The organism is Marinobacter sp. ANT_B65, assembly GCF_002407605.1.
Taxonomy (GTDB): Bacteria; Pseudomonadota; Gammaproteobacteria; order Pseudomonadales; family Oleiphilaceae; genus Marinobacter.
The window spans coordinates 23,975-45,888 of record NZ_NXGV01000006.1; the positions used below are offsets into that span (position 1 = coordinate 23,975).

General features: G+C 53.8%; 24 protein-coding genes. 7 read left to right on the top strand and 17 right to left on the bottom strand.

Going from position 1 to position 21,914, the window contains the following annotated elements:
- Positions 1-71: 71 nt before the first annotated feature.
- Together CPA50_RS18515 and CPA50_RS18520 are read left to right on the top strand one after the other, a co-directional pair.
- Entirely contained in the window at positions 72-455 is a 384-nt protein-coding gene (locus CPA50_RS18515) for a hypothetical protein (RefSeq protein WP_096784032.1), read from the top strand.
- 40 nt (positions 456-495) lie between these two features.
- On the top strand, positions 496-900 hold the full coding sequence (locus CPA50_RS18520) for a type IV pilin protein (RefSeq protein ID WP_096784033.1): 405 nt from the start codon (positions 496-498) through the stop codon (positions 898-900).
- 33 nt (positions 901-933) lie between these two features.
- Here the strand turns inward: CPA50_RS18520 and ispH are convergent, their stop codons facing one another.
- From ispH to murJ, 6 genes are all read right to left on the bottom strand, one after another.
- Positions 934-1,884: a 4-hydroxy-3-methylbut-2-enyl diphosphate reductase gene (ispH, locus tag CPA50_RS18525; protein ID WP_096784034.1), complete on the bottom strand. Its 951-nt coding sequence runs from the start codon at positions 1,882-1,884 to the stop codon at positions 934-936.
- 2 nt (positions 1,885-1,886) lie between these two features.
- Positions 1,887-2,339, bottom strand: coding sequence for an FKBP-type peptidyl-prolyl cis-trans isomerase (gene fkpB / locus CPA50_RS18530; RefSeq protein WP_096784035.1), 453 nt, complete (start codon positions 2,337-2,339; stop codon positions 1,887-1,889).
- A 5-nt stretch (positions 2,340-2,344) separates the two neighbouring features.
- Positions 2,345-2,869 carry a signal peptidase II gene (gene lspA / locus CPA50_RS18535; protein ID WP_096784036.1) on the bottom strand — a complete coding sequence of 175 codons (525 nt, stop codon included), beginning with the start codon at positions 2,867-2,869 and terminating at the stop codon, positions 2,345-2,347.
- The gene (gene ileS, locus CPA50_RS18540) at positions 2,869-5,688 is read right to left on the bottom strand and encodes an isoleucine--tRNA ligase (RefSeq protein WP_096784037.1); all 2,820 of its coding nucleotides are present in this window, start codon (positions 5,686-5,688) and stop codon (positions 2,869-2,871) included. The genes lspA and ileS overlap by 1 nt, the downstream gene beginning before the upstream one ends.
- Before the next feature lie 23 nt (positions 5,689-5,711).
- The gene (gene ribF, locus CPA50_RS18545; RefSeq protein ID WP_096784038.1) at positions 5,712-6,689 is read right to left on the bottom strand and encodes a bifunctional riboflavin kinase/FAD synthetase; all 978 of its coding nucleotides are present in this window, start codon (positions 6,687-6,689) and stop codon (positions 5,712-5,714) included.
- 83 nt (positions 6,690-6,772) lie between these two features.
- On the bottom strand, positions 6,773-8,353 hold the full coding sequence (gene murJ, locus CPA50_RS18550; RefSeq protein ID WP_096784039.1) for a murein biosynthesis integral membrane protein MurJ: 1,581 nt from the start codon (positions 8,351-8,353) through the stop codon (positions 6,773-6,775).
- A gap of 299 nt (positions 8,354-8,652) precedes the next feature.
- Here murJ and rpsT point away from each other — a divergent pair, with 299 nt between their 5' ends.
- Positions 8,653-8,922 (top strand): 30S ribosomal protein S20, encoded by a 270-nt coding sequence (gene rpsT, locus CPA50_RS18555; RefSeq protein ID WP_096784040.1) that lies wholly within the window; start codon positions 8,653-8,655, stop codon positions 8,920-8,922.
- A gap of 70 nt (positions 8,923-8,992) precedes the next feature.
- Here the strand turns inward: rpsT and proB are convergent, their stop codons facing one another.
- From proB to rplU, 4 genes are all read right to left on the bottom strand, one after another.
- A complete protein-coding gene (gene proB, locus CPA50_RS18560) occupies positions 8,993-10,117 on the bottom strand; it encodes a glutamate 5-kinase (protein WP_096784041.1) in 1,125 nt (374 codons plus the stop codon).
- Positions 10,118-10,132: 15 nt separating this feature from the next.
- Positions 10,133-11,323: an Obg family GTPase CgtA gene (gene cgtA, locus CPA50_RS18565; protein ID WP_096784042.1), complete on the bottom strand. Its 1,191-nt coding sequence runs from the start codon at positions 11,321-11,323 to the stop codon at positions 10,133-10,135.
- A gap of 146 nt (positions 11,324-11,469) precedes the next feature.
- Entirely contained in the window at positions 11,470-11,730 is a 261-nt protein-coding gene (rpmA, locus tag CPA50_RS18570) for a 50S ribosomal protein L27 (RefSeq protein WP_096784043.1), read from the bottom strand.
- A 35-nt stretch (positions 11,731-11,765) separates the two neighbouring features.
- Positions 11,766-12,077 (bottom strand): 50S ribosomal protein L21, encoded by a 312-nt coding sequence (gene rplU / locus CPA50_RS18575; protein ID WP_096784044.1) that lies wholly within the window; start codon positions 12,075-12,077, stop codon positions 11,766-11,768.
- A 249-nt stretch (positions 12,078-12,326) separates the two neighbouring features.
- Here rplU and ispB point away from each other — a divergent pair, with 249 nt between their 5' ends.
- Positions 12,327-13,295 (top strand): octaprenyl diphosphate synthase, encoded by a 969-nt coding sequence (ispB, locus tag CPA50_RS18580; RefSeq protein WP_096784045.1) that lies wholly within the window; start codon positions 12,327-12,329, stop codon positions 13,293-13,295.
- Here the strand turns inward: ispB and CPA50_RS18585 are convergent.
- Positions 13,288-14,274, bottom strand: coding sequence for a glutathione S-transferase family protein (locus CPA50_RS18585; protein ID WP_096784046.1), 987 nt, complete (start codon positions 14,272-14,274; stop codon positions 13,288-13,290). The genes ispB and CPA50_RS18585 overlap by 8 nt on opposite strands.
- Positions 14,275-14,433: 159 nt before the next feature.
- On the opposite strand from CPA50_RS18585, the gene CPA50_RS18590 reads away from it, so the two are divergent.
- Entirely contained in the window at positions 14,434-15,345 is a 912-nt protein-coding gene (locus CPA50_RS18590; protein ID WP_096784047.1) for a LysR substrate-binding domain-containing protein, read from the top strand.
- Positions 15,346-15,470: 125 nt separating this feature from the next.
- A complete protein-coding gene (locus CPA50_RS18595; RefSeq protein ID WP_096784048.1) occupies positions 15,471-17,015 on the top strand; it encodes a wax ester/triacylglycerol synthase family O-acyltransferase in 1,545 nt (514 codons plus the stop codon).
- A gap of 22 nt (positions 17,016-17,037) precedes the next feature.
- Here the strand turns inward: CPA50_RS18595 and CPA50_RS18600 are convergent, their stop codons facing one another.
- The gene (locus tag CPA50_RS18600; RefSeq protein ID WP_227519728.1) at positions 17,038-17,742 is read right to left on the bottom strand and encodes a DUF2057 family protein; all 705 of its coding nucleotides are present in this window, start codon (positions 17,740-17,742) and stop codon (positions 17,038-17,040) included.
- A gap of 256 nt (positions 17,743-17,998) precedes the next feature.
- On the opposite strand from CPA50_RS18600, the gene CPA50_RS19745 reads away from it, so the two are divergent.
- Positions 17,999-18,202 carry a DUF6316 family protein gene (locus CPA50_RS19745; protein WP_096784049.1) on the top strand — a complete coding sequence of 68 codons (204 nt, stop codon included), beginning with the start codon at positions 17,999-18,001 and terminating at the stop codon, positions 18,200-18,202.
- Positions 18,203-18,226: 24 nt separating this feature from the next.
- On the opposite strand, the gene CPA50_RS18610 is transcribed toward CPA50_RS19745, so the two are convergent.
- The 5 genes from CPA50_RS18610 to ribBA are packed head-to-tail and all read right to left on the bottom strand — an operon-like array spanning position 18,227 to position 21,844.
- A complete protein-coding gene (locus CPA50_RS18610; RefSeq protein ID WP_096784050.1) occupies positions 18,227-18,754 on the bottom strand; it encodes a phosphatidylglycerophosphatase A in 528 nt (175 codons plus the stop codon).
- Positions 18,751-19,725 carry a thiamine-phosphate kinase gene (thiL, locus tag CPA50_RS18615; RefSeq protein WP_096784051.1) on the bottom strand — a complete coding sequence of 325 codons (975 nt, stop codon included), beginning with the start codon at positions 19,723-19,725 and terminating at the stop codon, positions 18,751-18,753. Before thiL ends, CPA50_RS18610 begins: the two co-directional genes overlap by 4 nt.
- 3 nt (positions 19,726-19,728) lie before the next feature.
- Entirely contained in the window at positions 19,729-20,205 is a 477-nt protein-coding gene (gene nusB, locus CPA50_RS18620) for a transcription antitermination factor NusB (RefSeq protein ID WP_096784052.1), read from the bottom strand.
- A complete protein-coding gene (ribE, locus tag CPA50_RS18625) occupies positions 20,205-20,681 on the bottom strand; it encodes a 6,7-dimethyl-8-ribityllumazine synthase (RefSeq protein WP_096784053.1) in 477 nt (158 codons plus the stop codon). The genes nusB and ribE overlap by 1 nt, the downstream gene beginning before the upstream one ends.
- Before the next feature lie 47 nt (positions 20,682-20,728).
- The gene (gene ribBA / locus CPA50_RS18630; RefSeq protein WP_096784054.1) at positions 20,729-21,844 is read right to left on the bottom strand and encodes a bifunctional 3,4-dihydroxy-2-butanone-4-phosphate synthase/GTP cyclohydrolase II; all 1,116 of its coding nucleotides are present in this window, start codon (positions 21,842-21,844) and stop codon (positions 20,729-20,731) included.
- Between the last annotated feature and the right edge of the window lie 70 nt (positions 21,845-21,914).

Here is a 21,914-nt window from a genome sequence, read left to right on the forward strand (position 1 = left end):
GAGCAGCTTCGCCAAGAGGTTGCTCCACAAGGCAAGATCAAAACCATTAATCCTGATGGCAGGAAAAGATTATGATGACTCGTTTTCTTTCACATGAACTGAACAGACAACTCGCAACAGTCCTGTTTTTACTAATGGCAGCGCTGTCCGGCCCATTGGTAGCCAGTGAATCTCGTTCCGAAGATCAAATAACTGAAACGGCCCTGCCTAATGAAAATCAGCCTTACCAGGGAACGGTGAACTTTGTACACCAGAGTTCCTTTGAACTGGTCATCGATGACCACTTATTCGCATTGCCCCCGGTCGTTCGCTTCAATAACGCCTCATGGTCGCGGGAACAAGTAGTGCAACGGATAAAACAGGGAGATTTGGTCAAAATGGAGCTTGGCGACCTTACAACCCGCGATGACGCCTATACACATACCATCCGGAGTATAACCGTCATAGGTCAATGATTGCCGGCAATAGTCCATGAACGACTGAAGGATACTAGACTTGAACAGATACAAGCAGACAGGTTTCACCCTGATTGAAATGTTGGTTACCGTAGCGATTATCGGCATTCTTGCGGCAATCGCGTTCCCTATTTATCAGAACCAGGTTGAGCAAACCAGGCGAACAACGGCAAAATCTGACCTGCTGGAACTGACGCAGTGGATGGAGCGGCGCTATTCCAATGGGTTTGACTATCGCGATGCTGGTGGCGACCCTGCATTACCTTTTACTCAGTCACCACAGAATGGTACGGCTTTTTATAATATCAGCTTCGTAGGCAGCGTAACCAGAGATGCTTTCTCTCTTCAGGCTGTCCCAACGGCAGGACAATCAAACGATGACTGCGGCACGCTGACTATAGACGAGCAAGGCACTCGTGGGGCCGCTCAGGCAGGCTGTTGGTAGAAAACTCAGACAATCCAGGCCATTGAGCTCAGGCTAGAGCTCAATGGCTTCAATTCTTAACTCTTTTGGCATAGAGAACACAATATTCTCCTCACGCCCCGCAATCTCTTCCGGCACACTGCCGCCCAGGTCCTGCAAGCGGGCAATCACATCATTAACCAACACTTCCGGCGCCGAAGCACCTGCGGTAACACCAATAGAAGACTTGCCTTCCAGCCATACAGGGTCAATCTGAGAGGCTTCGTCAATCAGATAGGCTGGCGTTCCCATGCGCTCGGCCAACTCCCGCAGGCGGTTGGAGTTGGAACTGTTAGGAGAGCCAACTACCAGCATCAGGTCGCAGTCGCCAGCCAACTGCTTTACCGCATCCTGACGATTTTGGGTGGCATAGCAAATGTCATTTTTACGCGGGCCTTCAATCTTTGGGAATCGCGCGCGCAGTGCGTCGATTACGCGGGCGGTATCATCCATGGAAAGCGTGGTCTGAGTAACATAGGAAACGTGAGCTGGATCATTCACTTCCAGACGTGAAACGTCTTCTTCATTCTCGACCAGATAGATATCACCACCATTTCCAAGATCATATTGTCCCATGGTGCCTTCTACCTCCGGATGACCATGGTGTCCGATCAGCACGCATTCACGCCCATCGCGGCTATAACGCATGACTTCCAGGTGCACTTTGGTGACCAGCGGGCAAGTAGCGTCGAATACTTTGAGGCCCCTGCGGGCGGCTTCATTCTGTACGGCCTGGGATACACCGTGGGCACTGAAGATAACCAGCTTGTCGTCTGGCACTTCATCCAGTTCATCCACGAAGATGGCGCCGCGATTGCGCAGATTATCAACCACAAATTTATTGTGCACCACCTCATGGCGGACGTAGATAGGCGCACCAAACACGTCCAGTGCTCGATTTACAATTTCGATAGCGCGATCCACGCCAGCACAAAAGCCACGGGGGTTTGCCAGTCTTATCTGCATAGTCAGTGCGTCTGCCCTGCCGGTTCTACATCAACAATTTCTACATCAAAAGTCAGTGTACGCCCCGACAACGGATGATTGAAGTCTACTTCAACCTCATCACCTTCCACACGGCTCACCACTCCTGGAAGCTCTTGCTGGCGTGCATCCGCGAAAGAAATCATCACTCCGGGTTCCAGAACCATATCCGCACTGAACTCGTGCCGCTTGAATGTCTGCACATTATTGGGATTGCGCTGACCAAAAGCCTTTTCTGGCGGCACCTGATAGCTGGCCTTGTCACCGGCTTTCATGCCCATCAGATAAGCCTCGAAGTTCTCCGGCAAGCTTTCATCACCGATCTCCAGAGTCGCTGCATCTTTATCAAAGGTGCTATCGACGACTTCGCCGCTCTCAAACTTCAGCGCAAAATGCAGAGTCACACGTGTTCCCTTATCTACAGGCAGTTCTTTCATTAACTTTATTCGCTCCTGTCCGCAGCCGCTCCGGAATCAGCAGGCTTGCGGAACATATCAAGAATCATCATGGCTGCACCCACAGTAATAGCGGTATCAGCCAGGTTGAATGCGGGAAAGTGCCAGTTCTGCCAGTAAAAATGCAGGAAATCTACAACGTAACCGTGAATAACCCGGTCGTATACGTTGCCAAGAGCACCACCCAGGATCAGTACTATAGCAATGGCTGTCCAGGTTTCATGTCGCTTCAGGTTTCTCAGCCAGCCCACCAGAACCACGCTGACAATAAGCGCCAGTGCCACGAAGAACCATCGCTGCCAGCCAGCAGCGCCAGCAAGAAAGCTGAACGCTGCCCCCGTGTTGTGCAGCAGCGTCAGATTGAACATTGGAACTACCGGTACCGCGTTGCCATAGGTCAGCATCGCAGTAGCCATAGACTTGGAGCCGAGATCAAGTACGATCACCAGCACCGCAAGCCATAGCCACTTCAATTTGGTACCGGTTACCTGTTCACTCATTGCCGCACCCATCAAGCGAACGAGCGGGTTTCACCCGGTCCATCCACATTGGTGATACAACGGCCACAAAGGTCTTTATGGGCTGCATTCGCGCCCACGTCCTCCCGGTGATGCCAGCAGCGCTCGCACTTCGCGTAGGTTGCAGGGCTAACTTTCACACGTAATCCTTCATAACCTGTCAACTCGGCATCGCCTGCTTCCGATACTGGCCTCACGGTTGCTTCAGATGTGATCAGAACAAACCGGAGTTCTTCACCGAGAAACTCCAGGTCAGCAGACAGATCACCTTCACAGTACAGCGTGACTTCAGCACTCAATGATCCCTTGATCTCACCGCGGGCACGGGCTTCTTCCATACACTTGTTTACGGCTTCTTTCACACCGTATATCCGGCGCCAGTAATCACGACCCAGCTCGGCGTCTTCAGGAAGCTCTGTGAGGCCCTGATACCAGGTTTCATAAAATACGGTGTCGCCACGCTCACCTGGCAGGTGCTGCCAGATTTCATCAGCAGTGAAGCTCAGAATCGGAGCGATCCAGCGAACCAGAGCCTCAGCTACGTGATAAAGCGCAGTCTGGCAGGAACGCCGGGCCAGACTATCAGCCTGAGTTGTGTACTGGCGATCCTTGATAATGTCCAGGTAAAAGCCACCCAGCGTAGCTTCACAGAAACTGTATACCTTCTGATAGATTCGAAGAAAAGCGTAGTTCTGGTAATCCTCGTGCAGCTCGTTCTGCAGTTGCAGGGCACGATCTACCATCCAGCGATCCAGAGCAATCATCTCATCCGGAGCGACCATGTGCTGCTTCGGATCAAAACCAGTGAGATTGCTCAACAGGAAGCGTGAGGTATTACGAATACGGCGATACCCGTCGGCTGTCTGCCGCAGGATATCCTTGGAAACCGTCATTTCGCCACTGTAATCGGTAGCAGACACCCACAGGCGAAGAATGTCGGCACCCAACTCGTTCATGACTTCCTGAGGCGCAATTACGTTGCCCAGGGATTTGGACATTTTCAGCCCTTTGCCATCCACAGTGAAACCGTGGGTCAGAACCTGCCGATAAGGCGCTACACCATTCATGGCGATAGAGGTTTTCAGTGACGACTGAAACCAGCCGCGATGCTGATCAGAGCCCTCCAGATACATATCCGCGGGAAACTGGCCCAGCTCCGGGCGCACACGCAAAACAGACTCATGGGTCACACCGGAATCAAACCATACATCCAGGGTATCCAGAACTTTTTCGTAGTGATCCGCATCGTCGCCAAGCAGTTCACGGGCATCGATCTCATACCAGGCATCAATGCCACCGGTTTCGATCGCCTGGGCCACTTTTTCAATTAAGCCCTGAGTATCCGGGTGCAGCTCCTGCGTCTCTTTATGGATAAACAGGGTGATAGGCACGCCCCAGGTACGTTGACGCGAGATACACCAGTCCGGGGACTGCTGAACCATAGCCTCAATGCGATTCTGGCCCCAGGCCGGCACCCAGCGCACACCTTTGATGGCCTCCAGAGCGTCTGCCCGGAGATTTTCTTTTTCCATACTGATAAACCACTGCGGTGTCGCACGGTAGATCAGCGGCGTTTTGGTGCGCCAGCAATGGGGGAAACTGTGGCGGAATTTTTCCTTGCGGACCAACTTGCCTTCGCGCGTCAGAGCATCGCAAACCGGGTCATCAGCCTTGTAGACATGAATGCCAGCAAACTCTCCGGCAGCACTGGTATAGGTACCATCGGCCTGCACCATGTTAAGGGTGCCGATGTCGTAGGCTTTGCCCACCACAAAATCTTCCATACCGTGGTCGGGCGCAGTATGCACGGCACCTGTACCTGCTTCGAGGGAAACGTGGTCACCCAGGATTGTGGGCACCTGCTTATCATAAACCGGGTGATGCAGAGACATGTGCTCAAGCGCAGCACCCAGACAGGTACCCAACACTTCAAAATCTGTAATATCCCAACGCGCCATAACTCCTTCGACCATGGCCGCGGCAAGAATCATGCGCTCAGGTCCATTGCCAGCATCAACCTGTACCAACGCATATTCCAGGTCAGCATTAACAGATACAGCCTGATTGGCAGGGATGGTCCAGGGAGTGGTAGTCCAGATAACCAGAGACACGTCACCTTCGCCTTTATCCGTACCAAACAGCGACAGGGCTTTAGCCTGATCCACCGCTGTAAAGCGCACATCAATCTGTGTTGAGGTTTTATCCTGGTATTCCACTTCAGCCTCTGCGAGCGCGGACTGACCAACCACACTCCAGTAAACAGGCTTATATCCACGAACCAGATGGCCTTTAGCGATGATCTTGCCCAGTGCCCGCACAATGCCCGCTTCTACCTTCGGGTCCATGGTGAGGTATGGCTTGTCCCATGACCCCATCACGCCAAGACGGATAAAGTCCGCCTTCTGGCCGGCGATCTGCTTGGTAGCATAGTCGCGGCATGCCTGGCGGAAGGTTTTGTAATCAACCTTCACACCGGCCTTGCCAATCTCCTGCTCAACCTTATGCTCAATCGGCAAACCATGACAATCCCAGCCGGGCACATAGGGCGCATCAAAACCCATGAATCCGCGGGACTTGACGATCATGTCCTTCAGAATCTTGTTAACCGCATGACCAATGTGAATGCTGCCGTTGGCATAGGGAGGGCCGTCGTGAAGAATAAATTTTTCACGACCTTCACGCTGCTGGCGCAGATTGGCATATACATTCAGGTCCTGCCAACGCTTGAGCATCTCAGGCTCGCGCTTGGCCAGGTTGCCGCGCATTGGGAACGCGGTTTCCGGCAGATTCAGAGTGTGCTTATAGTCGCTCATGATTTGTGTGCGTACTCTTTTGGTCAGTTTGGGTCAGTAGTGCTCTGTCCGGGATGTTCGGCCAGCCATACTCTGGCAGCGGCGAAATCCCTGGCTATCTGTGCTTTAAGTGCGTCGATGGAGTCAAATTTTTCTTCGTCCCGCAGTTTATGGCGGAAAACAACATCAATATGCTGGCCATAAAGTGTGCCAGTAAAGTCAAACAGGTGCACTTCCAATGCTGGCTGTTTGCCATCTACCGTCGGACGCAGCCCTATATTGGCAACACCGTCCTGTGTCATACCGTTTTCCAGTGTCACATCAACCACATAAACACCACGCAGGGCGGGCATCTGAGACAGCAGAACATTGGCAGTAGGGGATCCGATGCGGCGACCTAGTTGCCTGCCATAAACGACCCGTCCGAATATACGATAGGGGTACCCAAGCAGGGCTTCGGCCTTTTCCAACTGATTTTCAAGAAGCAGGTTACGGATGCGAGTGCTGCTTACGCGCGCTCCCTCAACAGTTATCGTGCGGGTGTTTTCCACTGAAAAGCCAACAATCGCGCCCACCGCTTCCAACAATCCGAAATCCCCGGCCCGATCACACCCAAAGCGGAAATCGTCACCAACAACGAGGTGACGTACTGCAAGCCCCTCGATAAGAACATCCTCAATAAAACCCATGCCAGAATATGCGCGAAAGGTGTCATCAAACTTCAGGCATAACACGACATCAATACCCGCCGCCAGCAATGCGCCAAGCTTATGCCGGAATCCCATCAGCCTGGGCGGCGCCTCCAGCCCCTGAAAGAATTCCCTGGGCTGTGGCTCGAAAATAATGACAACCGAAGGCAGACTCAATGCCAGGGCTTTGCTTTTTACCTGATCGATAATGGTTTGATGGCCCAGATGAACACCATCAAAGTTGCCAATGGTAGCGACACAGCCTTCTGCCAGTGGTGAATTCACCTGCCGGGAGAGTATTTTCAGGTTGGTCAGACCCCGAATCAGACGCATGCAATGCGAACCTTCATTTGCCAGTTGGCTTTCAGCGCAGAATAAGTGCGTAAGGCGCTGGTGAGAAAACGCGCGATTATACCTTACCTGTGACGGAAATGTCTTACCCGAACCCCCACCAGCCCCAGAACAATAAAGTAGGTACCGCCTGCTACAGCTACCAGCATCCCCATATGCAGAGAACGCTCGATACCATCCGCCGACAACCAGCGCATGACAGGCATATTCAGCCAGAGTATGACAGCAACCATAGCGGTGTTCGCCAAAAGGATCTGCGCGAGATATTCAGGCCAGCCAGGCTGGCTTTTCCAGGCCCCCTGACGCTTCAGGCCACGCCAGAGCAAAACAGCATTAAGCCATGCGGACAAAGATGTCGCCAGAGCCAGACCTGCGTGAGCCATAGGAACAATGAGAGCCAGATTGAACACCATATTCGCGACCATCGCTATGATCCCGATTTTCACTGGCGTGCTCGTGTCCTGACGGGCGAAGAATCCCGGCGCCAACACCTTGATTACCATAAAGGCGAGCAAACCGGCGGAGTAAGCCCGTAAGCTTTGGGCTGACATGGCGACATCCCGGTCGGTGACTTCACCATAATGAAAGAGCGTCGCTATCAGCGGCTCAGCCAATAAGGCCAAAGCCAGAGCTGCGGGCACTCCTATAATCAAAACAGCACGAACGGCCCAGTCCAGTGTTGCAGCAAACTGGTCATTGGAGGCGGCAGCATGCTTGCGGGACAGGCTAGGAAGAATCACTGTTGCAATAGCAATTCCGAATACGCCCAAAGGCAATTCTGAAAGCCGGTCGGAGTAGTACAGCCAGGACACGCTTCCGGTTTCCAGGAACGAAGCCAGAACAGTATCCAGCAAAAGGTTGAGCTGACTGACCGACACGCCAAAAAGGGCTGGCACCATAAGCTTGAGAATACGGCTGACACCTTCGTGCCGGTAATCCACTCTGGGCCGCGGCATCAGCCCCAGGCGCATCAAAAACGGTAACTGGAAGAAAAACTGCAGCGCACCGGCAATCAAGACCCCCCAGGCCAAAGCCATAACCGGCTCACTCATTACAGGAGCCAGGTAGACCGCAGCGCCAATCATCGCCAGGTTGAGCAGCACCGGCGTAAACGCAGGCACCGCAAAGCGGTCATAACTGTTCAGAATACCGCCAGCAAACGCAGTCAGAGAAATCAGCAACAGATAGGGAAAAGTGATGCGCAGCATGTCACTGGTCAACGCAAACTTGACGTCATCATCCAGAAAGCCGGGGGCGAAAACGGCCGTCAGAAGTGGTGCACCAAGCATGGCTGCAAGGGTGATACCCAGCAGAACAAGGCCAAGAGAGCCGGCAACTGCATCTACCAGGCGCTTTACGTCGGAGGTAGGGCAGTTCTCACGATAAGATGAAAGCACGGGCACAAACGCCTGAGAAAACGCACCTTCGGCGAAAAGCCGGCGTAAAAAGTTGGGGATCTTAAAGGCAACAAAAAACGCATCGGCACCAGCGCCGGCGCCAAAATAACGCGCAATGACCATGTCCCGCACCAGGCCCAGGACCCGGGAGAGCATGGTCATTATACCCACCAGACCAGAAGACCTGAGCAGGCCTGGCCCTCTGGCGGGTGGTTGTTCGTCCGGTGACGTGTCGGGCTGCGATGACATTCGGGCTTTATTCCGGGTTGCACACTCTTTCGGCTGGGCACTTCGGGAATTACCTGCTTCCCTGTGGAGCCCTTATCCGGCGAGCCGGGAGTTTAACACAGCCCTATTGATTCCTGGGATCAAATGGGGTTTAGTATTGACATTAACGGGTTTGAGCGGCATAGTTCCGCGTCATTTATTTCGACGCGCTGGTTATGGGCGCGCCCGCGATTTCAGGAATCCTCTGGATAGTATTTTGCCCAGAGTTTTCTGTACGAATCATTCAGTAACGAATTTTAAGTACTTTCAGGAGTTTTACGGTGGCAAATACCCCGCAAGCCAAAAAGCGCGCACGTCAGAACGAGAAGAACCGCAAGCACAACACAAGCCTGCGTTCCATGACCCGCACTTACATGAAAAAAGTTCAGGTTCAGATTGAATCCGGCAATTATGAAGAAGCCCAGGCTGCCTTCAAAGCTGCCCAACCGATTATGGACAGCATGGTCAACAAAGGCATCTTTGCCAAGAACAAGGTTGCCCGCCAGAAGAGCCGCATGAGTGCCAAAATCAAGGCCCTGAAGAGCGCCTGACAGCATTTGCTGCACTAGCTCAAAGCTCTTACTGCTAAAAAAACCGGCCTCCAAGCCGGTTTTTTTTATTTCAGACAATAACCATGTTATCCCGATGAATCATCTCTTCGTCGGATATATAACCCAGAACATCTGCAATACTGCGACTTGACCGACCAGCTATCGCTCCGGCATCACGAGAATCGTAATTTACCAACCCACGGGCAATCTCCCTACCCTCAGAGTCAACGCAAGACACCATCTCTCCACGCCGGAACTTCCCGGCAACACGCCTGACCCCAACCGGCAGAAGACTACGACCACCTTGCCGAAGCACCTTCACAGCCCCATCATCAAGCATCAACTCACCCCGGGTTTGCAGGTGACTAGCCAGCCACTGCTTGCGTGCAGCAATACGCTCCTGCTCCGGAAGCAGCAAAGTACCAATAACATCCCCCTGGCGTAGCCGGGCAAGAACACCCTCAATACGCCCTCCCGCAATCACCGTAAACGCTCCGGAGCGTGCAGCGAGGCGCGCTGCGCGAAGCTTGGTCTGCATACCACCACGACCAAGAACCCCCGCACTCCCACCAGCCATGGCATCCAGCTCACGATCACCAGCAAACCTCTCTGTTACCAGACTTGCATCGGAATTCTTGCGAGGATCCTTATCAAACAAGCCAAGCTGATCAGTCAGAATAATCAGCCCGTCAGCCTCAACCACGTTAGCCACCAGGGCACCCAAGGTATCGTTATCGCCAAAGCGGATTTCATCTGTAACAACCGTATCGTTTTCATTCACAATCGGCACAACACCAAAATCCAACAGCGCCTTCAGCGTACTACGCCCATTCAGATAACGCTTACGGTCAGAAAGATCATCATGAGTCAGCAGAATCTGGGCAGTGTGTATACCATGGCGCTTGAACTCTGCCTCCCAGGTCTGTACCAATCCCATCTGACCCACTGCAGCCGCAGCCTGAAGTTCGTGCAACTGTTCTGGCCGCTTTGCCCATCCCAGACGACTCATACCCTCCGCCACCGAGCCGGAAGACACCACAACGAGCTCAACACCCTGCCCAACCAGTGCCGCCATCTGATCCACCCAAAGTCCAAGTGCAGGCACATCCAACCCCTGGCCATCGTTTGTCAGAAGGGCACTACCAATTTTCACCACCAAACGGCGTGCCTGACGCAGCCGGACGCGTTCTGTCATAGGAAAGTCCAAAATCTACTCAGGCGCATATACCACTTCAACGTCATAATCATCGTCGTCGAAGTCATCATCACTTTCTTCACGGGCTGCGCGGCGGGCCTGTCGCTCTTCCTCGATACCAGCCCTGGCCTCTTCATCCATACGCTTGCGCCTTGCAGCTTCCTGCTCGGCAACCTCCGGGTTTTCAGCCTCTTCCTCTGCACGCTCTTCAATCCAGCGCATAACCGCCTGAGTCAGCGGCTTGGTACCCTCACCAGTTAGTGCAGAAATACGGAATACCGGACCCTGCCAGTCAAGCTCATCGATGATCGCCTGACAATGAGCATCACGATCCTCTTCCGGCACCATATCCACCTTATTCAGCACCAGCCAGCGATCACGACCAGCCAGAGTCTCGCTGAACTTTTCAAGCTCATGCGCAATCGTTGTTACTGCATGAGCTGGTGAGGAGCCGTCGTAAGGCGCCACATCTACCAGATGCAGCAACAATCGGGTACGCACAAGGTGCTTCAGGAAACGAATCCCCAAGCCCGCCCCTTCCGCAGCCCCCTCGATCAGACCGGGTATGTCCGCAATAACAAAGCTCTGGTGCGTCTGCACACTAACAACACCCAGGTTCGGCACCAGTGTTGTAAACGGATAATCTGCCACTTTTGGCGTCGCGGCTGATACAGAACGTATAAACGTGGACTTGCCGGCATTGGGCAACCCAAGAAGGCCGACATCTGCCAGAACTTTCAGCTCCAGACGCAGATTCCGAAGCTCACCCTCGGAACCTTTGGAAGTCTGGCGGGGCGCACGGTTTATCGATGATTTGAACCGGGTATTGCCAAGGCCATGGAACCCACCCTGAGCCACCTTCAGGCGCTGCCCGACACGGGTCAGATCCCCAAGCACCTCATGGGTATCCACATCAACAACCGTGGTACCAACCGGCACAGGCAACACCAGATCCTCACCTTTGGTGCCGGTACAGTTGCGCCCGGAACCCTGCTCACCTCCGGGCGCCTTGTGCTTACGCTGAAACTGGTAGTCCACCAGCGTATTAAGAGCATCGCTGGCCTCAAGATACACGGAACCACCATCACCACCATCGCCTCCATCAGGACCACCTCTGGGGACGTATTTCTCTCGCCGGAAACTAAGGCAGCCGTGTCCGCCTTTGCCGGCTTCAACGATGATGGTGGCTTCGTCTACGAATTTCATGGATCAACCCTTTGCGCGTAGCGCATAAACTAAAAAGCCCCGCAGCCTCAAAGAAGCTTTGCGGGGCTCCGGGCGATTCTGAATTCTGATTATACTAGCAGAATATCAGAGCCACCCAAGATTCGACAGAACCGGATCGCCGCTGCTTATGCAGCCGGAACGATACTTACAAACTTGCGGTTTTGCGGACCTTTTACTTCGAATTTGACCTGACCGTCTGCTTTCGCAAACAAGGTGTGGTCTTTACCCAGGCCAACATTAACGCCAGGGTGGAAACGGGTTCCGCGCTGACGAACGATAATGCTGCCTGCGGATACGGATTCGCCGCCGTAGCGCTTGACACCAAGTCGTTTCGACTCGGAATCGCGACCGTTACGGGTACTACCTGCTGCTTTTTTGTGAGCCATGACAAGCCTCCTGATTAAGGGGTTTTTCCGGGAGCTTAGCCCTGGATACCCGTGATCTTGACTTCAGTAAACCACTGACGGTGGCCCTGACGCTTCATTGAGTGCTTACGACGACGGAACTTGATGATATTGATCTTGTCGTGACGACCGTGGCTTACCACTTCCGCAGTCACTTTGGCACCATCAACTACCGGCGCGCCAACTTTGAAATTGTCGCCATCGGCGATCAGCAGAACGCGGTCAAACTCAACGTTGCCGCCAGTTTCCACTTCCAGCTTTTCAAGCTTCAGAGTTTCGCCTTCTTTCACTCGGTGCTGTTTACCACCGCTAACAATAACTGCGTACATTAACTTTCTCCGCGATTGACCCATCCCTGCTCTTATCCGCCTGATTCTAAGGGAAGCGCTTTGGCAACCCTATAACAGGGAGCGCAGGTTGGGATGAGTTGGGCGCGTGATTGTACGAAAAGGCGCCCGGCAATACAAGTCAAGTTGACACTAACTACAGCAATACCTAGCATTGCCGCGTCCTCCCTGTATTATCAGCAGGCCAGACAGTCACATAACTACGACACCAGCAAGGGATCCAGAAGCCGCATGACAGCCCAGCGCATTTACGACACAGTGGCGGACGACTTCAACCGCGTTAATGACCTGATCATCAAACAGCTTTCTTCAGACGTTCCGCTGGTAGAAAAAATAGCCCAATACATCATCGAAAGCGGTGGCAAGCGCCTGAGACCCCTGCTGGTTTTACTTGCCTGCAGGGCTGCAGGCTATAGCAAAGACGAGCATCTCAAGCTGGCAGCTGTCATAGAGTTCCTGCATACCGCCACCCTCTTGCATGACGATGTGGTAGATACCTCTGATATGCGCCGGGGGCGGAGCACTGCCAACGCAAAATGGGGAAACGCCCCAAGCGTGCTGGTAGGTGATTTCCTTTACGCCCGTGCATTCGAGATGATGGTAGAGCTGCAAAGCCTTCCGATCATGACAGTTCTGTCCCACGCCACAGCAGTAATTGCCCAGGGCGAAGTCATGCAACTGACGAACGTAAAAAACCCGGACCTGACCGAAGATCAGTACATGCAGGTCATCCACAATAAAACTGCCATGCTTTTTGAGGCAGCCTCCCATACCGGAGCCTTACTCGCCAATGCAGACCAAACCCAGGAGCAGGCCCTTAAAGACTACGGCAAACATCTTGGCCTTGCCTTTCAGTTGGTGGACGATGTTCTGGATTATCGCGGCGATGCCGAAGCTATGGGCAAAAACGTCGGTGACGATCTGGCCGAAGGCAAAACCACCCTCCCCCTGATCCACGCCATGACCCACAGTAAAGAAGAAGACCGCCAACTCATTCGCAAAGCTATCCGTAAAGGCGGCCTGGATGACTTGCCACTAATCCTGAAACTCGTTGAGAGCTCCGGAGCTTTGGAGTACACCATGGAGCGGGCCAGGGCAGAGGCCACAAAAGCCTCAGACACCCTGAAAGCTCTTGCAGCCTCTCCGCACAAAGAAGCTCTGGAACTGCTTACTCAGGTTGCTGTCGCGCGAGTCAGCTAAGGCCGCTCCGACCGTGGGGCGCGCTGAAATCCAGCCGCGGCCCCACCGGAACAATCTGCACGGGGTTAATGGTACGCTGACTCACGTAATAGTGGCGTTTGACCTGGTCAATATTCACCGTACCAGCCACACCAGGCATCTGATACAACTCGCGCAAATACCCTGAAAGAGCAGGAAAATCGCTCACTGGCTGGCGATTGCATTTAAAGTGCCCATAGTACACAGCATCAAACCGGACCAGTGTTGTAAACAAGCGCCAATCGGCTTCAGTAACACGATCACCCATCAGATAACGCTGCCGTGACAACCGCGCCTCCAGCCAGTCCATAGTGTCAAACAGATCAGAATACGCATTCTCATACTGTGCCTGAACCGTCGCAAAGCCTGCCTTATAAACACCATTATTAACTGTGTGATACACACGTTCATTCACTGCATCGATGTCTGCACGCAACGCCTCTGGATAGTAATCCAAATCGCTGCGAACACCATCCAGGCTGTCAAATTCACAGTTAAACATCCGGATAATATCAGCCGACTCATTACTGACAATGGTCTGCCTGTGTTTATCCCACAAAACCGGAACTGTCACTCGCCCCGTATACTCAGGCGCCGCTTTCGTATAGATCTGACGCAAAAAGCGGAAGTCGTACAAATCATCCCTGCCCCCCTCTTCTCCCGGGCGGAATTCCCAGCCATCCTCCAGCATATCCGGATGCACAACCGACACCGAAACATGAGCCTCAAGCCCCTTCAGTTTCCGGAAAATCATCGTACGATGGGCCCAGGGACAAGCCAGAGAAACATAGAGATGGTAACGTCCTGACTCAGCTTTAAAGCCCCCCTCACCCGTCAGCCCCGGCGAGCCATCCACGGTCACCCAGTTCCGGAACCGCGCCGCATCACGCTCAAACCTGCCGCCGGTCTTGCCGGTGTCATACCACTGATCATGCCACTTACCATCGACGAGAAGGCCCACTAATGACTCCCATGAACAAACGAATAGCTCAACAACTGAAGGTGCAGGCTCAGTTGCCACCATGCACCTGCACCCAACATTTAATAAGAGTAGAATAACGGCGACCCTGCTACCCTCACAAACGAGCAATTCTGGCCAACAACTTCAGATAATTCGAACATGCACGCAGCCATCACTATAGACGCCCTCCGGGTGCTCGACGCCATTGACCGCAAAGGTAGTTTTGCAGGTGCCGCCGGAGAGCTCTTCCGAGTGCCATCAGCCATTAGCTACACAGTGCAAAAGCTCGAAGAAGACCTGAGCGTAGCTCTGTTCGACCGAAGTGGACACAGGGCTGTACTTACTCCAGCAGGCCGTTACCTGCTAAATGAAGGCAGGACCCTCCTGGGTGCTGCCGAAAACCTCGCACATTCAACCCGGCAAGTTGCACAAGGCTGGGAAACCCGATTGCGCATCGGGTTCAATTCACTATTACCAGCGGAGTGCCTGTTCCCGGCCATCAAGGACTTCTCCGCACTGGGCGTTCCTGTCGACGTTCAAATTACAGAAGAGGTTTTTGCCGGCACATGGGATGCACTCCAAAGCCGCAGAGTAGATCTGATTGTCGGAGCCGACGACATCAGCAAGCCCGCCGGAAACTTTACCAGCCATATACTAGGCAACATGGAATTTATTTTTGCTGTCTCACCTGACCACCCACTGGCATCGGCAGAAGAGCCGTTAAGCGAAGAAGTGATCTGTGGCTTCCCGGCAGCGGTTGCCGCAGACACATCCCGCTCCCTGCCCGCTGGTAACGCCGGCATCTTTCACAGACAGCGTACGCTGACCGGTGCCACTATCGACCATAAAATTGCCATACAAAAAGCCGGCCTTGGCATAGGCTGGCTACCAAAACCTCGTATAAAGGAACTCCTGGCTTCTGGCCAGCTCATAGAGAAGCAAGTATGCGAACCCCGGCAACCCATTTCACTCCAGACCGCCAGGCACGCAGACGACAAACGTAAGGCTTTGACATGGTTCTGGAAAAGACTGGTTGAAGACCCTGCAGTGGCAGAATGGCTAACTGACTGAACCAGCCTTGCAGGGTAGAGCCATAATGCCTCCGCCGATAAGGCCGTACACACAGATGAGCCATCCGGGACGACAGAAGAATAATCTATACTGCGACGAACCCTGATAAAGAATGGAGCCCATCGATGCGGCAGCTAACCGAACTGGACGCCTCCTTCCTGAACCGAGAATCGGCGAAAGCACCGATGCATATCGAAAGCATCTACCTCTTCGATGCCAGCGAGCAGGAAACGCCTCTGGCATTCAGTAGTTTTGCCGCCTATCTTCGGAGCCGCCTGCACGCATTGCCTGTTTTCCGGCAGCGCCTGAAAGAAATTCCCCTGCGTCTCGGCCGACCATACTGGATTGATGATGCTCACTTCAGACTCGAAAGACACCTGGCCCACGTCAGGCTCAGCGAAAACAGCAGAGAGGCCAGCCTGATGACGCTTGCATCGAGGATTCTTGAAGAGCCATTAAAAAGGGATCGCCCGCTCTGGCATATAACATTCGTAGACGGTTTTCGGCTGGATGACAGAAACAGTAATGACAAAGCAGGCCCTGAAGGTTTCGCGCTCATCGTCAAACTGCATCACGCAGCCATTGACGCCTTCAGCGGCGAGGAAATCATCAGTAAACTGCTGGAATATACACAGGAGCCTCAGCCCATAAGCCCGCCACGACCCTGGCAATCGAGACCGGAACCATCAGAAGAACGAATACTGATCCAGGCCGGCGCCAATATGTTGCGCACTCCCTGGCGATTCGCATCCTCGGCCGCAGGCGCCATAGAGACGAAGGTCCGGAGCCTGATCCAGAAGCAACTGTTAAAAACCCCCTTGCCAGGCCCACTGTTTTCCGCCTCTCACAGCCCGCTAAGCCGACAAATCACAGCCAATCGCCACATCATATCCGTTAAAATCAAATTATCCCGTCTCAAAGCAGTCAAGGCCACGCTGGCTGGCAATATCACACTGAATGATGTGGTACTGGGGCTCTGCGCAGAAACACTGAAGCGATATCTGAACGAGCAGCGAGCAGGGTCAGGCCAGTCTCTGATTGCCATGACACCTATTTCAGTACGCTCTGACACGCTGCGCAGAACCACAGGGAACCAGATGGCCGCCATGCTGCTGGATCTTGCCACAAACGAACCCGATCCGGCCCTGCGCATTTACAGAATCCACAGTAATGCAGTGGCATCCAGGCCATACCGGGATGCGATCGCCGCAGACAGGCTAACGGAGCTATTACCCTCCAGCATGCTGGCATTGTCTGCACGTCTGTATTCGGAGTTGCAGATTTCCAAGCGCTACCGACCAGCATTCAACCTGCCCATTACCAACGTACCCGGCCCTCAGGTGCCCCTCTACCTGCGGGGCGCGAAACTTGCGCAACAATACAATGCTGCGCCGCTATTCGATGGGATGGGTCTCGTTATAATTGCCGTGAGTTATCAAGGTAGCCTGACACTCAACTTTACCCTCTGCCCCGATGTCGTAGTCCGGGGCGACTCACTCCGGAATCATGTTAATGAAAGCCTGGAGGCCATAGTAGACGCCGCCAGCGCATTGAAACCAGAGGTGGTACACACCCCTTTCACAACGCCCCGGAGCCAGACACCGACAGACGATGAAAAGAGCCTGCCAGAGAGTGCGCTAAAGAAACCTAAAGGTCGCTTCAGGCGCTAACAGTCGGCAGAGTTCCGGACACCTACTCAAACGCCCAACGCAAAAACGCTTTTTTCTCTTCGTCATTAGCGGTTGCCCAGACTGCCTTCAAACGGTTCAGGGAACTCATATCACTATCAGACAAAGCTCCGTCGTCTGCACCCGGATCACCCGGAACGGGAGTTCGTACTGTCAAAGTACTGTCTGAGGGTGACCAATCCGAAGACGTTGCGAGGATCCCGCCATCAGCGCTCACAATGGAAGCGGAGAACTCAGGCATCATCTGCTCTGCTTGTCGCCGGGTTTCCGGCTTGTCAAATTCAAATCGATAGGTCTCATCAGGGCTCGCCTCGAATCGTACGACCTGCGGCTCGCTTTCAATCACGTAAACTTTCGACTCACCATTGCCTACAACGCCGGGCTTGGCCCAGATAGTTTTATAAGTGAAGACCACTTCGTTTTCACCCGGGAGCAGCGCATAATCCAGCGCCAGGTCATCCATCATATAATTGGTCATCGCACGCCCGTTCACCTGGCTTACGCTGATAGCACCCGGCGCCTTCAGCGTAGACGCATTCACAGCTGTGGCTGGATTTCCCTCCCAGGTCTCCAGCTTGGTAACCGCCGACGAACAACCAACCAGTAAACCAAGAAGCGCAACCGGAAGCAGCGCCCGAATCAACCGGAAACACCAGCCGGAATGGTTCAACTTCAACCTGCTAAGACGTAAAACGTGACTGATACTCATTTTATCTCCTGTACGATTCGGATGAGAGCCAAGACGGGCAAAGGATACAGCCTGCTATCTGTGTATTCTGAACACAGCCCCCGCATAGAGCAACAAGATACACGAAAGAGTATGGCGCGTGCTCAGGCTGCATGCGCGACCATATAAATGTCAAAAAATGTTGAATTTGCCCAGAATTGTATTAATTTTAAACAAACGCCTATCAATTACGCAGCCTCACGAATACAAGCGCAAACAAGGGGCTCAGGAGCCGGCCATGAACGTTCATGTCAGATCGGGAGAAGAGGGCCGCGCGCCCTTTCGCAGCAATCGGTTCTTCTGTGTCGGAAACAGGTGGTATTTCACTACTCGAGAAGGCTTTGACAGCGGCCCCTTCGCTTCCAGGGAACGGGCTGAAACCGGGCTGAAGCGTTTTCTGCACGTAGTCAGACTGCTCCCTGAGGAACCGAAGGTGCATTGAGTCCGAAATGCGGAGAAAACTCTTTTAAAGAATGTATGGCATCAGCCAGGTATCAATGGCGAGCAGACACAATAGTGACATAATGCCCGCAACCACATCGTCTACCATAATCCCCAGCCCACCAGGCAAGCGCTCATCCAGCCAGTTAATAGGCCAGGGCTTGAGGACATCAAAAAACCTGAACAACAGGAAAGCCAGCAACACACCATAGATCTGGTCCGGGAAAAGCCCGAGGGCGATCCACATTCCCACAAACTCATCCCACACTATCCCTCCATGGTCATGTACTTTCAGGTCGTCCGCTGTTTTTCCACAAAGCCAGATACCCACCACAAAGGCCAGTGCAACAACAAGCCAGTAGGCGACCGGAGGCAGCCAGGCAAACCCGTACCATATGGGAATTGCGGCCAGGCTACCCCAGGTACCCGGAGCCCGGGGCGCAGCACCGCTACCGAACCCGAACGCCAACAGGTGTACAGGGTTTTTCAGAAACCCCGGCGGCAGGATAGCCTGAGGTAAATCCGGCTCAGGCCACTGATCTTCCTGGCTCATAATTCTCTCCTGAAGTGATCAAAGCCAACGGCACCAGATTCCGAAACTACAGTATCGCCATCAAGTCGCAACCCCGGTGCCGCTTCAACCACACCAATAACCGTGAACTGCTGCTTCAGTGATGATGACGCCCCCATCCAGGCTGATTCAGGGATCGTTGCGCAAAGCTCGTAGTCATCCCCGGAATGCAGCGCATAATCGAGGGACTCAACACCCTTCAAGCGGGTCAGTGCAGCCGAAACAGGCACCCTGGCACGCTCGATATTCGCGCCAACCGAGGAGGCCTCTAGAATATGCCCCAGATCTGCCAGCAAACCATCTGATATATCAATAGCAGAGGTCGCAAGGCCTCTCAGACCAGCCCCCAACCCCAGTCTTGGCAAGGGATGGTGGTAACGTTCCAGCACAAACGCCTCATCAGCAAAGGAACTTTGTGCGTCGACGTCGCTCCGGGACTCAAGATAGCCCAGCGCAGCCCCGGCATCACCCAGAGTACCGGATACCACCACAAGGTCGCCTGGCCTGGCCCCGGAACGAAGAATGGCAGCCCCTCGCGGAACCAGACCATGCACCTGCAGACTCAACACCAGAGGACCCCGGGTTGTGTCACCACCTGCAAGTATAAGCCCGAATGCGTCCGCAGCTTTCCCCAGCCCGGAGGCAAAGCTGCACAACCAGGCCTCATCAGCCTCGGGCAGGGTCAGCGCAAGAGTATAGGAAACCGGTTCAGCACCCATAGCAGCAAGATCACTGGTGGCTACCGCAAGCGCTCTCCAGCCAAGGTAGTCAGGGCGGTAATCAAGCGGGAAATGCACGCCCTCAACCAGTGTATCTATGGAAAAAACCAGATCAGAATCTGAAGGAACCCGTTGGACAGCACAGTCGTCACCCGGCCCCACAAGAATAGAGTGAGCGCCGTGCAATCGGGCCAGAGGCATAAAATACTGCCGAATCAGCTCAAATTCGCCCATCGATCAGCGAGGACGGGTCTCGGCAAGACGCAAACGCCGACCCAGCTTGTCCAGCACGCTGTTAACAAACTTGTGCCCGTCTGTGCCTCCGAAACGCTTAGCCAGCTCGATGCCTTCGTTGATCACCACTTTGTAAGGTACATCCAGGCGGTGACGCAGTTCATAGGCACCCACGCGGACAATCGCAAGCTCCACCGGGTCTACCTCATGCAGAGGGCGATCGAGAAACGGCTCAATCAGCCTGTCCAGTTCGGACTGATCACGATATACCCCACGCAGGACGTCACGGAAGTACAGGGTATCAACCTTGGTCATGTCGTTGTCGACCATGAACTCGGCTTCAATATCCGAGATCGGGCTCTTGGTAAAGTGGCGCTGATAAAGCCCTTGCATTGCCAGAACCCGGGCACGGCGACGATCACCAGCTTTTGGCTGGCCGGATGGCGCCGGGCGGGATGTTGTATCTTCAGTATCGCTCATTACTCACCCAGCTTATTGAACAGGCTGACCATTTCCAGCGCCGTGATTGCCGCTTCAGCGCCTTTGTTCCCGGCTTTGGTGCCCGAGCGCTCGATTGCCTGTTCGATAGAATCAACAGTCAGCACACCAAAGGTCACAGGTACGTCTGTTTCCAGACTTACCGCACCAAGGCCGCTGGAGGCTTCGCCTGCAACATACTCAAAATGAGGAGTTCCACCCCGAATAACCGCACCCAGTGCAATGATGGCGCTGTATCCACCCGTTTCCGCAACACGCTTTACAGCCAGCGGCATTTCATAGGCTCCGGGGACCCGCACAATGGTGATATCACTATCAGCAATACCGTGCCTACGCAGGGTGTCAACTGCACCACTTACCAGGCTCTCCACAACAAAGCCGTTAAAACGCCCAACCACAAGCGCGTAACGACCACTGCACTGGGTAAAATCACCTTCAATTACTTTGATATCTGCCATCTGTGGCTCCTTCTCGTGCTGCAGGCACAATGCTGCAGCCAGGTTTGTCAGTCTGGTGTGTAAGGAATGTACTCAACCACTTCCAGATCAAATCCGGAAATTGCCGAGTACTTGACGGGAGGGCTCAACAATCGCATCTTGCTGACACCAATGTCCCGCAGAATCTGGGAGCCTGTGCCCACGGTAAAATATACACCAGAGCTGCCCTTGCCAGCGGGGCCGTGCCCTTGATCAAAAAACTCCTGAATACGGTCTTCCAGATTATAACTGTCCTCAGCACTGTTCAGCAGAACTACAACGCCGCAACCCTCTTTCGCCACCTTGGCAAGAGCATGATGCAGTGGCCAGCTACGGGAATCCTTCCGACGCGCTCCAAGCAGGTCCCGAAGCGTATCAGTAATGTGAACCCGCACGTGTACCGGCTCGTCCGTGGGAATTTCGCCAAATACCATGGCCAGGTGCGTTGAGCCCTGAATAACATCCCGGTATGTACGTAGCTTGAACAAACCATACTCGGTATCGAGCTGATTCTCTTCAACACACTCAACTGTGCGTTCATGGGTGGTGCGATAGTGAATCAGGTCAGCAATAGTCCCGATTTTGAGTCCGTGCTCTACAGCAAAGCGCTCAAGGTCTTCCTTCCGCGCCATGGAACCGTCGTCGTTCATGACTTCGCAGATAACACCCGCTGGCTCACAACCTGCTAAAGCAGCCAGATCACAAGAGGCCTCTGTATGGCCCGCCCGGCTAAGAACTCCGCCCGGGTCGGACATCAGGGGGAAGATATGCCCTGGCTGAACCAAATCCGTTGCTTTAGCATTGCGGGCAACTGCTGCCTGCACAGTGCGGGCACGATCCGCCGCCGATATCCCAGTGGTTACACCCGTAGCGGCTTCAATAGACAGCGTGAATTTGGTGCCAAAACCGGAAGCATTTTGTTGCACCATTAACGGCAGGCCCAACTGTTCACAGCGATCACGGGTCATGGGCATACAGATAAGGCCCCGGCCAAAGCGAGCCATGAAGTTGATATCTTCGGCTGTACAATACTCGGCCGCCATCACCAGGTCACCTTCGTTCTCCCGGTCTTCATCATCCATCAGGATAACCATCTTGCCCTGGCGGATGTCCTCAATTATTTCTTCTACGCTGTTCAGTGCCATGCTGTTTTGCACCCTTTCAATGCACCCGTCGCAGCCTTACGCAGCAACCTTGGGGCGCACTGTGAATTTA

What these genes read in the sequence shown, in the direction of transcription:
- CPA50_RS18515 (WP_096784032.1), top strand. Translation starts at nt 72, where the DNA reads ATGATGACTCGTTTTCTTTCACATGAACTGAACAGACAACTCGCAACA.
- ispH (WP_096784034.1), bottom strand. Translation starts at nt 1,884, where the DNA reads ATGCAGATAAGACTGGCAAACCCCCGTGGCTTTTGTGCTGGCGTGGAT.
- fkpB (WP_096784035.1), bottom strand. Translation starts at nt 2,339, where the DNA reads ATGAAAGAACTGCCTGTAGATAAGGGAACACGTGTGACTCTGCATTTT.
- lspA (WP_096784036.1), bottom strand. Translation starts at nt 2,869, where the DNA reads ATGGGTGCGGCAATGAGTGAACAGGTAACCGGTACCAAATTGAAGTGG.
- ileS (WP_096784037.1), bottom strand. Translation starts at nt 5,688, where the DNA reads ATGAGCGACTATAAGCACACTCTGAATCTGCCGGAAACCGCGTTCCCA.
- ribF (WP_096784038.1), bottom strand. Translation starts at nt 6,689, where the DNA reads ATGCGTCTGATTCGGGGTCTGACCAACCTGAAAATACTCTCCCGGCAG.
- murJ (WP_096784039.1), bottom strand. Translation starts at nt 8,353, where the DNA reads ATGTCATCGCAGCCCGACACGTCACCGGACGAACAACCACCCGCCAGA.
- proB (WP_096784041.1), bottom strand. Translation starts at nt 10,117, where the DNA reads ATGACAGAACGCGTCCGGCTGCGTCAGGCACGCCGTTTGGTGGTGAAA.
- cgtA (WP_096784042.1), bottom strand. Translation starts at nt 11,323, where the DNA reads ATGAAATTCGTAGACGAAGCCACCATCATCGTTGAAGCCGGCAAAGGC.
- rpmA (WP_096784043.1), bottom strand. Translation starts at nt 11,730, where the DNA reads ATGGCTCACAAAAAAGCAGCAGGTAGTACCCGTAACGGTCGCGATTCC.
- rplU (WP_096784044.1), bottom strand. Translation starts at nt 12,077, where the DNA reads ATGTACGCAGTTATTGTTAGCGGTGGTAAACAGCACCGAGTGAAAGAA.
- ispB (WP_096784045.1), top strand. Translation starts at nt 12,327, where the DNA reads ATGACAGCCCAGCGCATTTACGACACAGTGGCGGACGACTTCAACCGC.
- CPA50_RS18590 (WP_096784047.1), top strand. Translation starts at nt 14,434, where the DNA reads ATGCACGCAGCCATCACTATAGACGCCCTCCGGGTGCTCGACGCCATT.
- CPA50_RS18595 (WP_096784048.1), top strand. Translation starts at nt 15,471, where the DNA reads ATGCGGCAGCTAACCGAACTGGACGCCTCCTTCCTGAACCGAGAATCG.
- CPA50_RS18600 (WP_227519728.1), bottom strand. Translation starts at nt 17,742, where the DNA reads ATGAGTATCAGTCACGTTTTACGTCTTAGCAGGTTGAAGTTGAACCAT.
- CPA50_RS19745 (WP_096784049.1), top strand. Translation starts at nt 17,999, where the DNA reads ATGAACGTTCATGTCAGATCGGGAGAAGAGGGCCGCGCGCCCTTTCGC.
- CPA50_RS18610 (WP_096784050.1), bottom strand. Translation starts at nt 18,754, where the DNA reads ATGAGCCAGGAAGATCAGTGGCCTGAGCCGGATTTACCTCAGGCTATC.
- thiL (WP_096784051.1), bottom strand. Translation starts at nt 19,725, where the DNA reads ATGGGCGAATTTGAGCTGATTCGGCAGTATTTTATGCCTCTGGCCCGA.
- nusB (WP_096784052.1), bottom strand. Translation starts at nt 20,205, where the DNA reads ATGAGCGATACTGAAGATACAACATCCCGCCCGGCGCCATCCGGCCAG.
- ribE (WP_096784053.1), bottom strand. Translation starts at nt 20,681, where the DNA reads ATGGCAGATATCAAAGTAATTGAAGGTGATTTTACCCAGTGCAGTGGT.
- ribBA (WP_096784054.1), bottom strand. Translation starts at nt 21,844, where the DNA reads ATGGCACTGAACAGCGTAGAAGAAATAATTGAGGACATCCGCCAGGGC.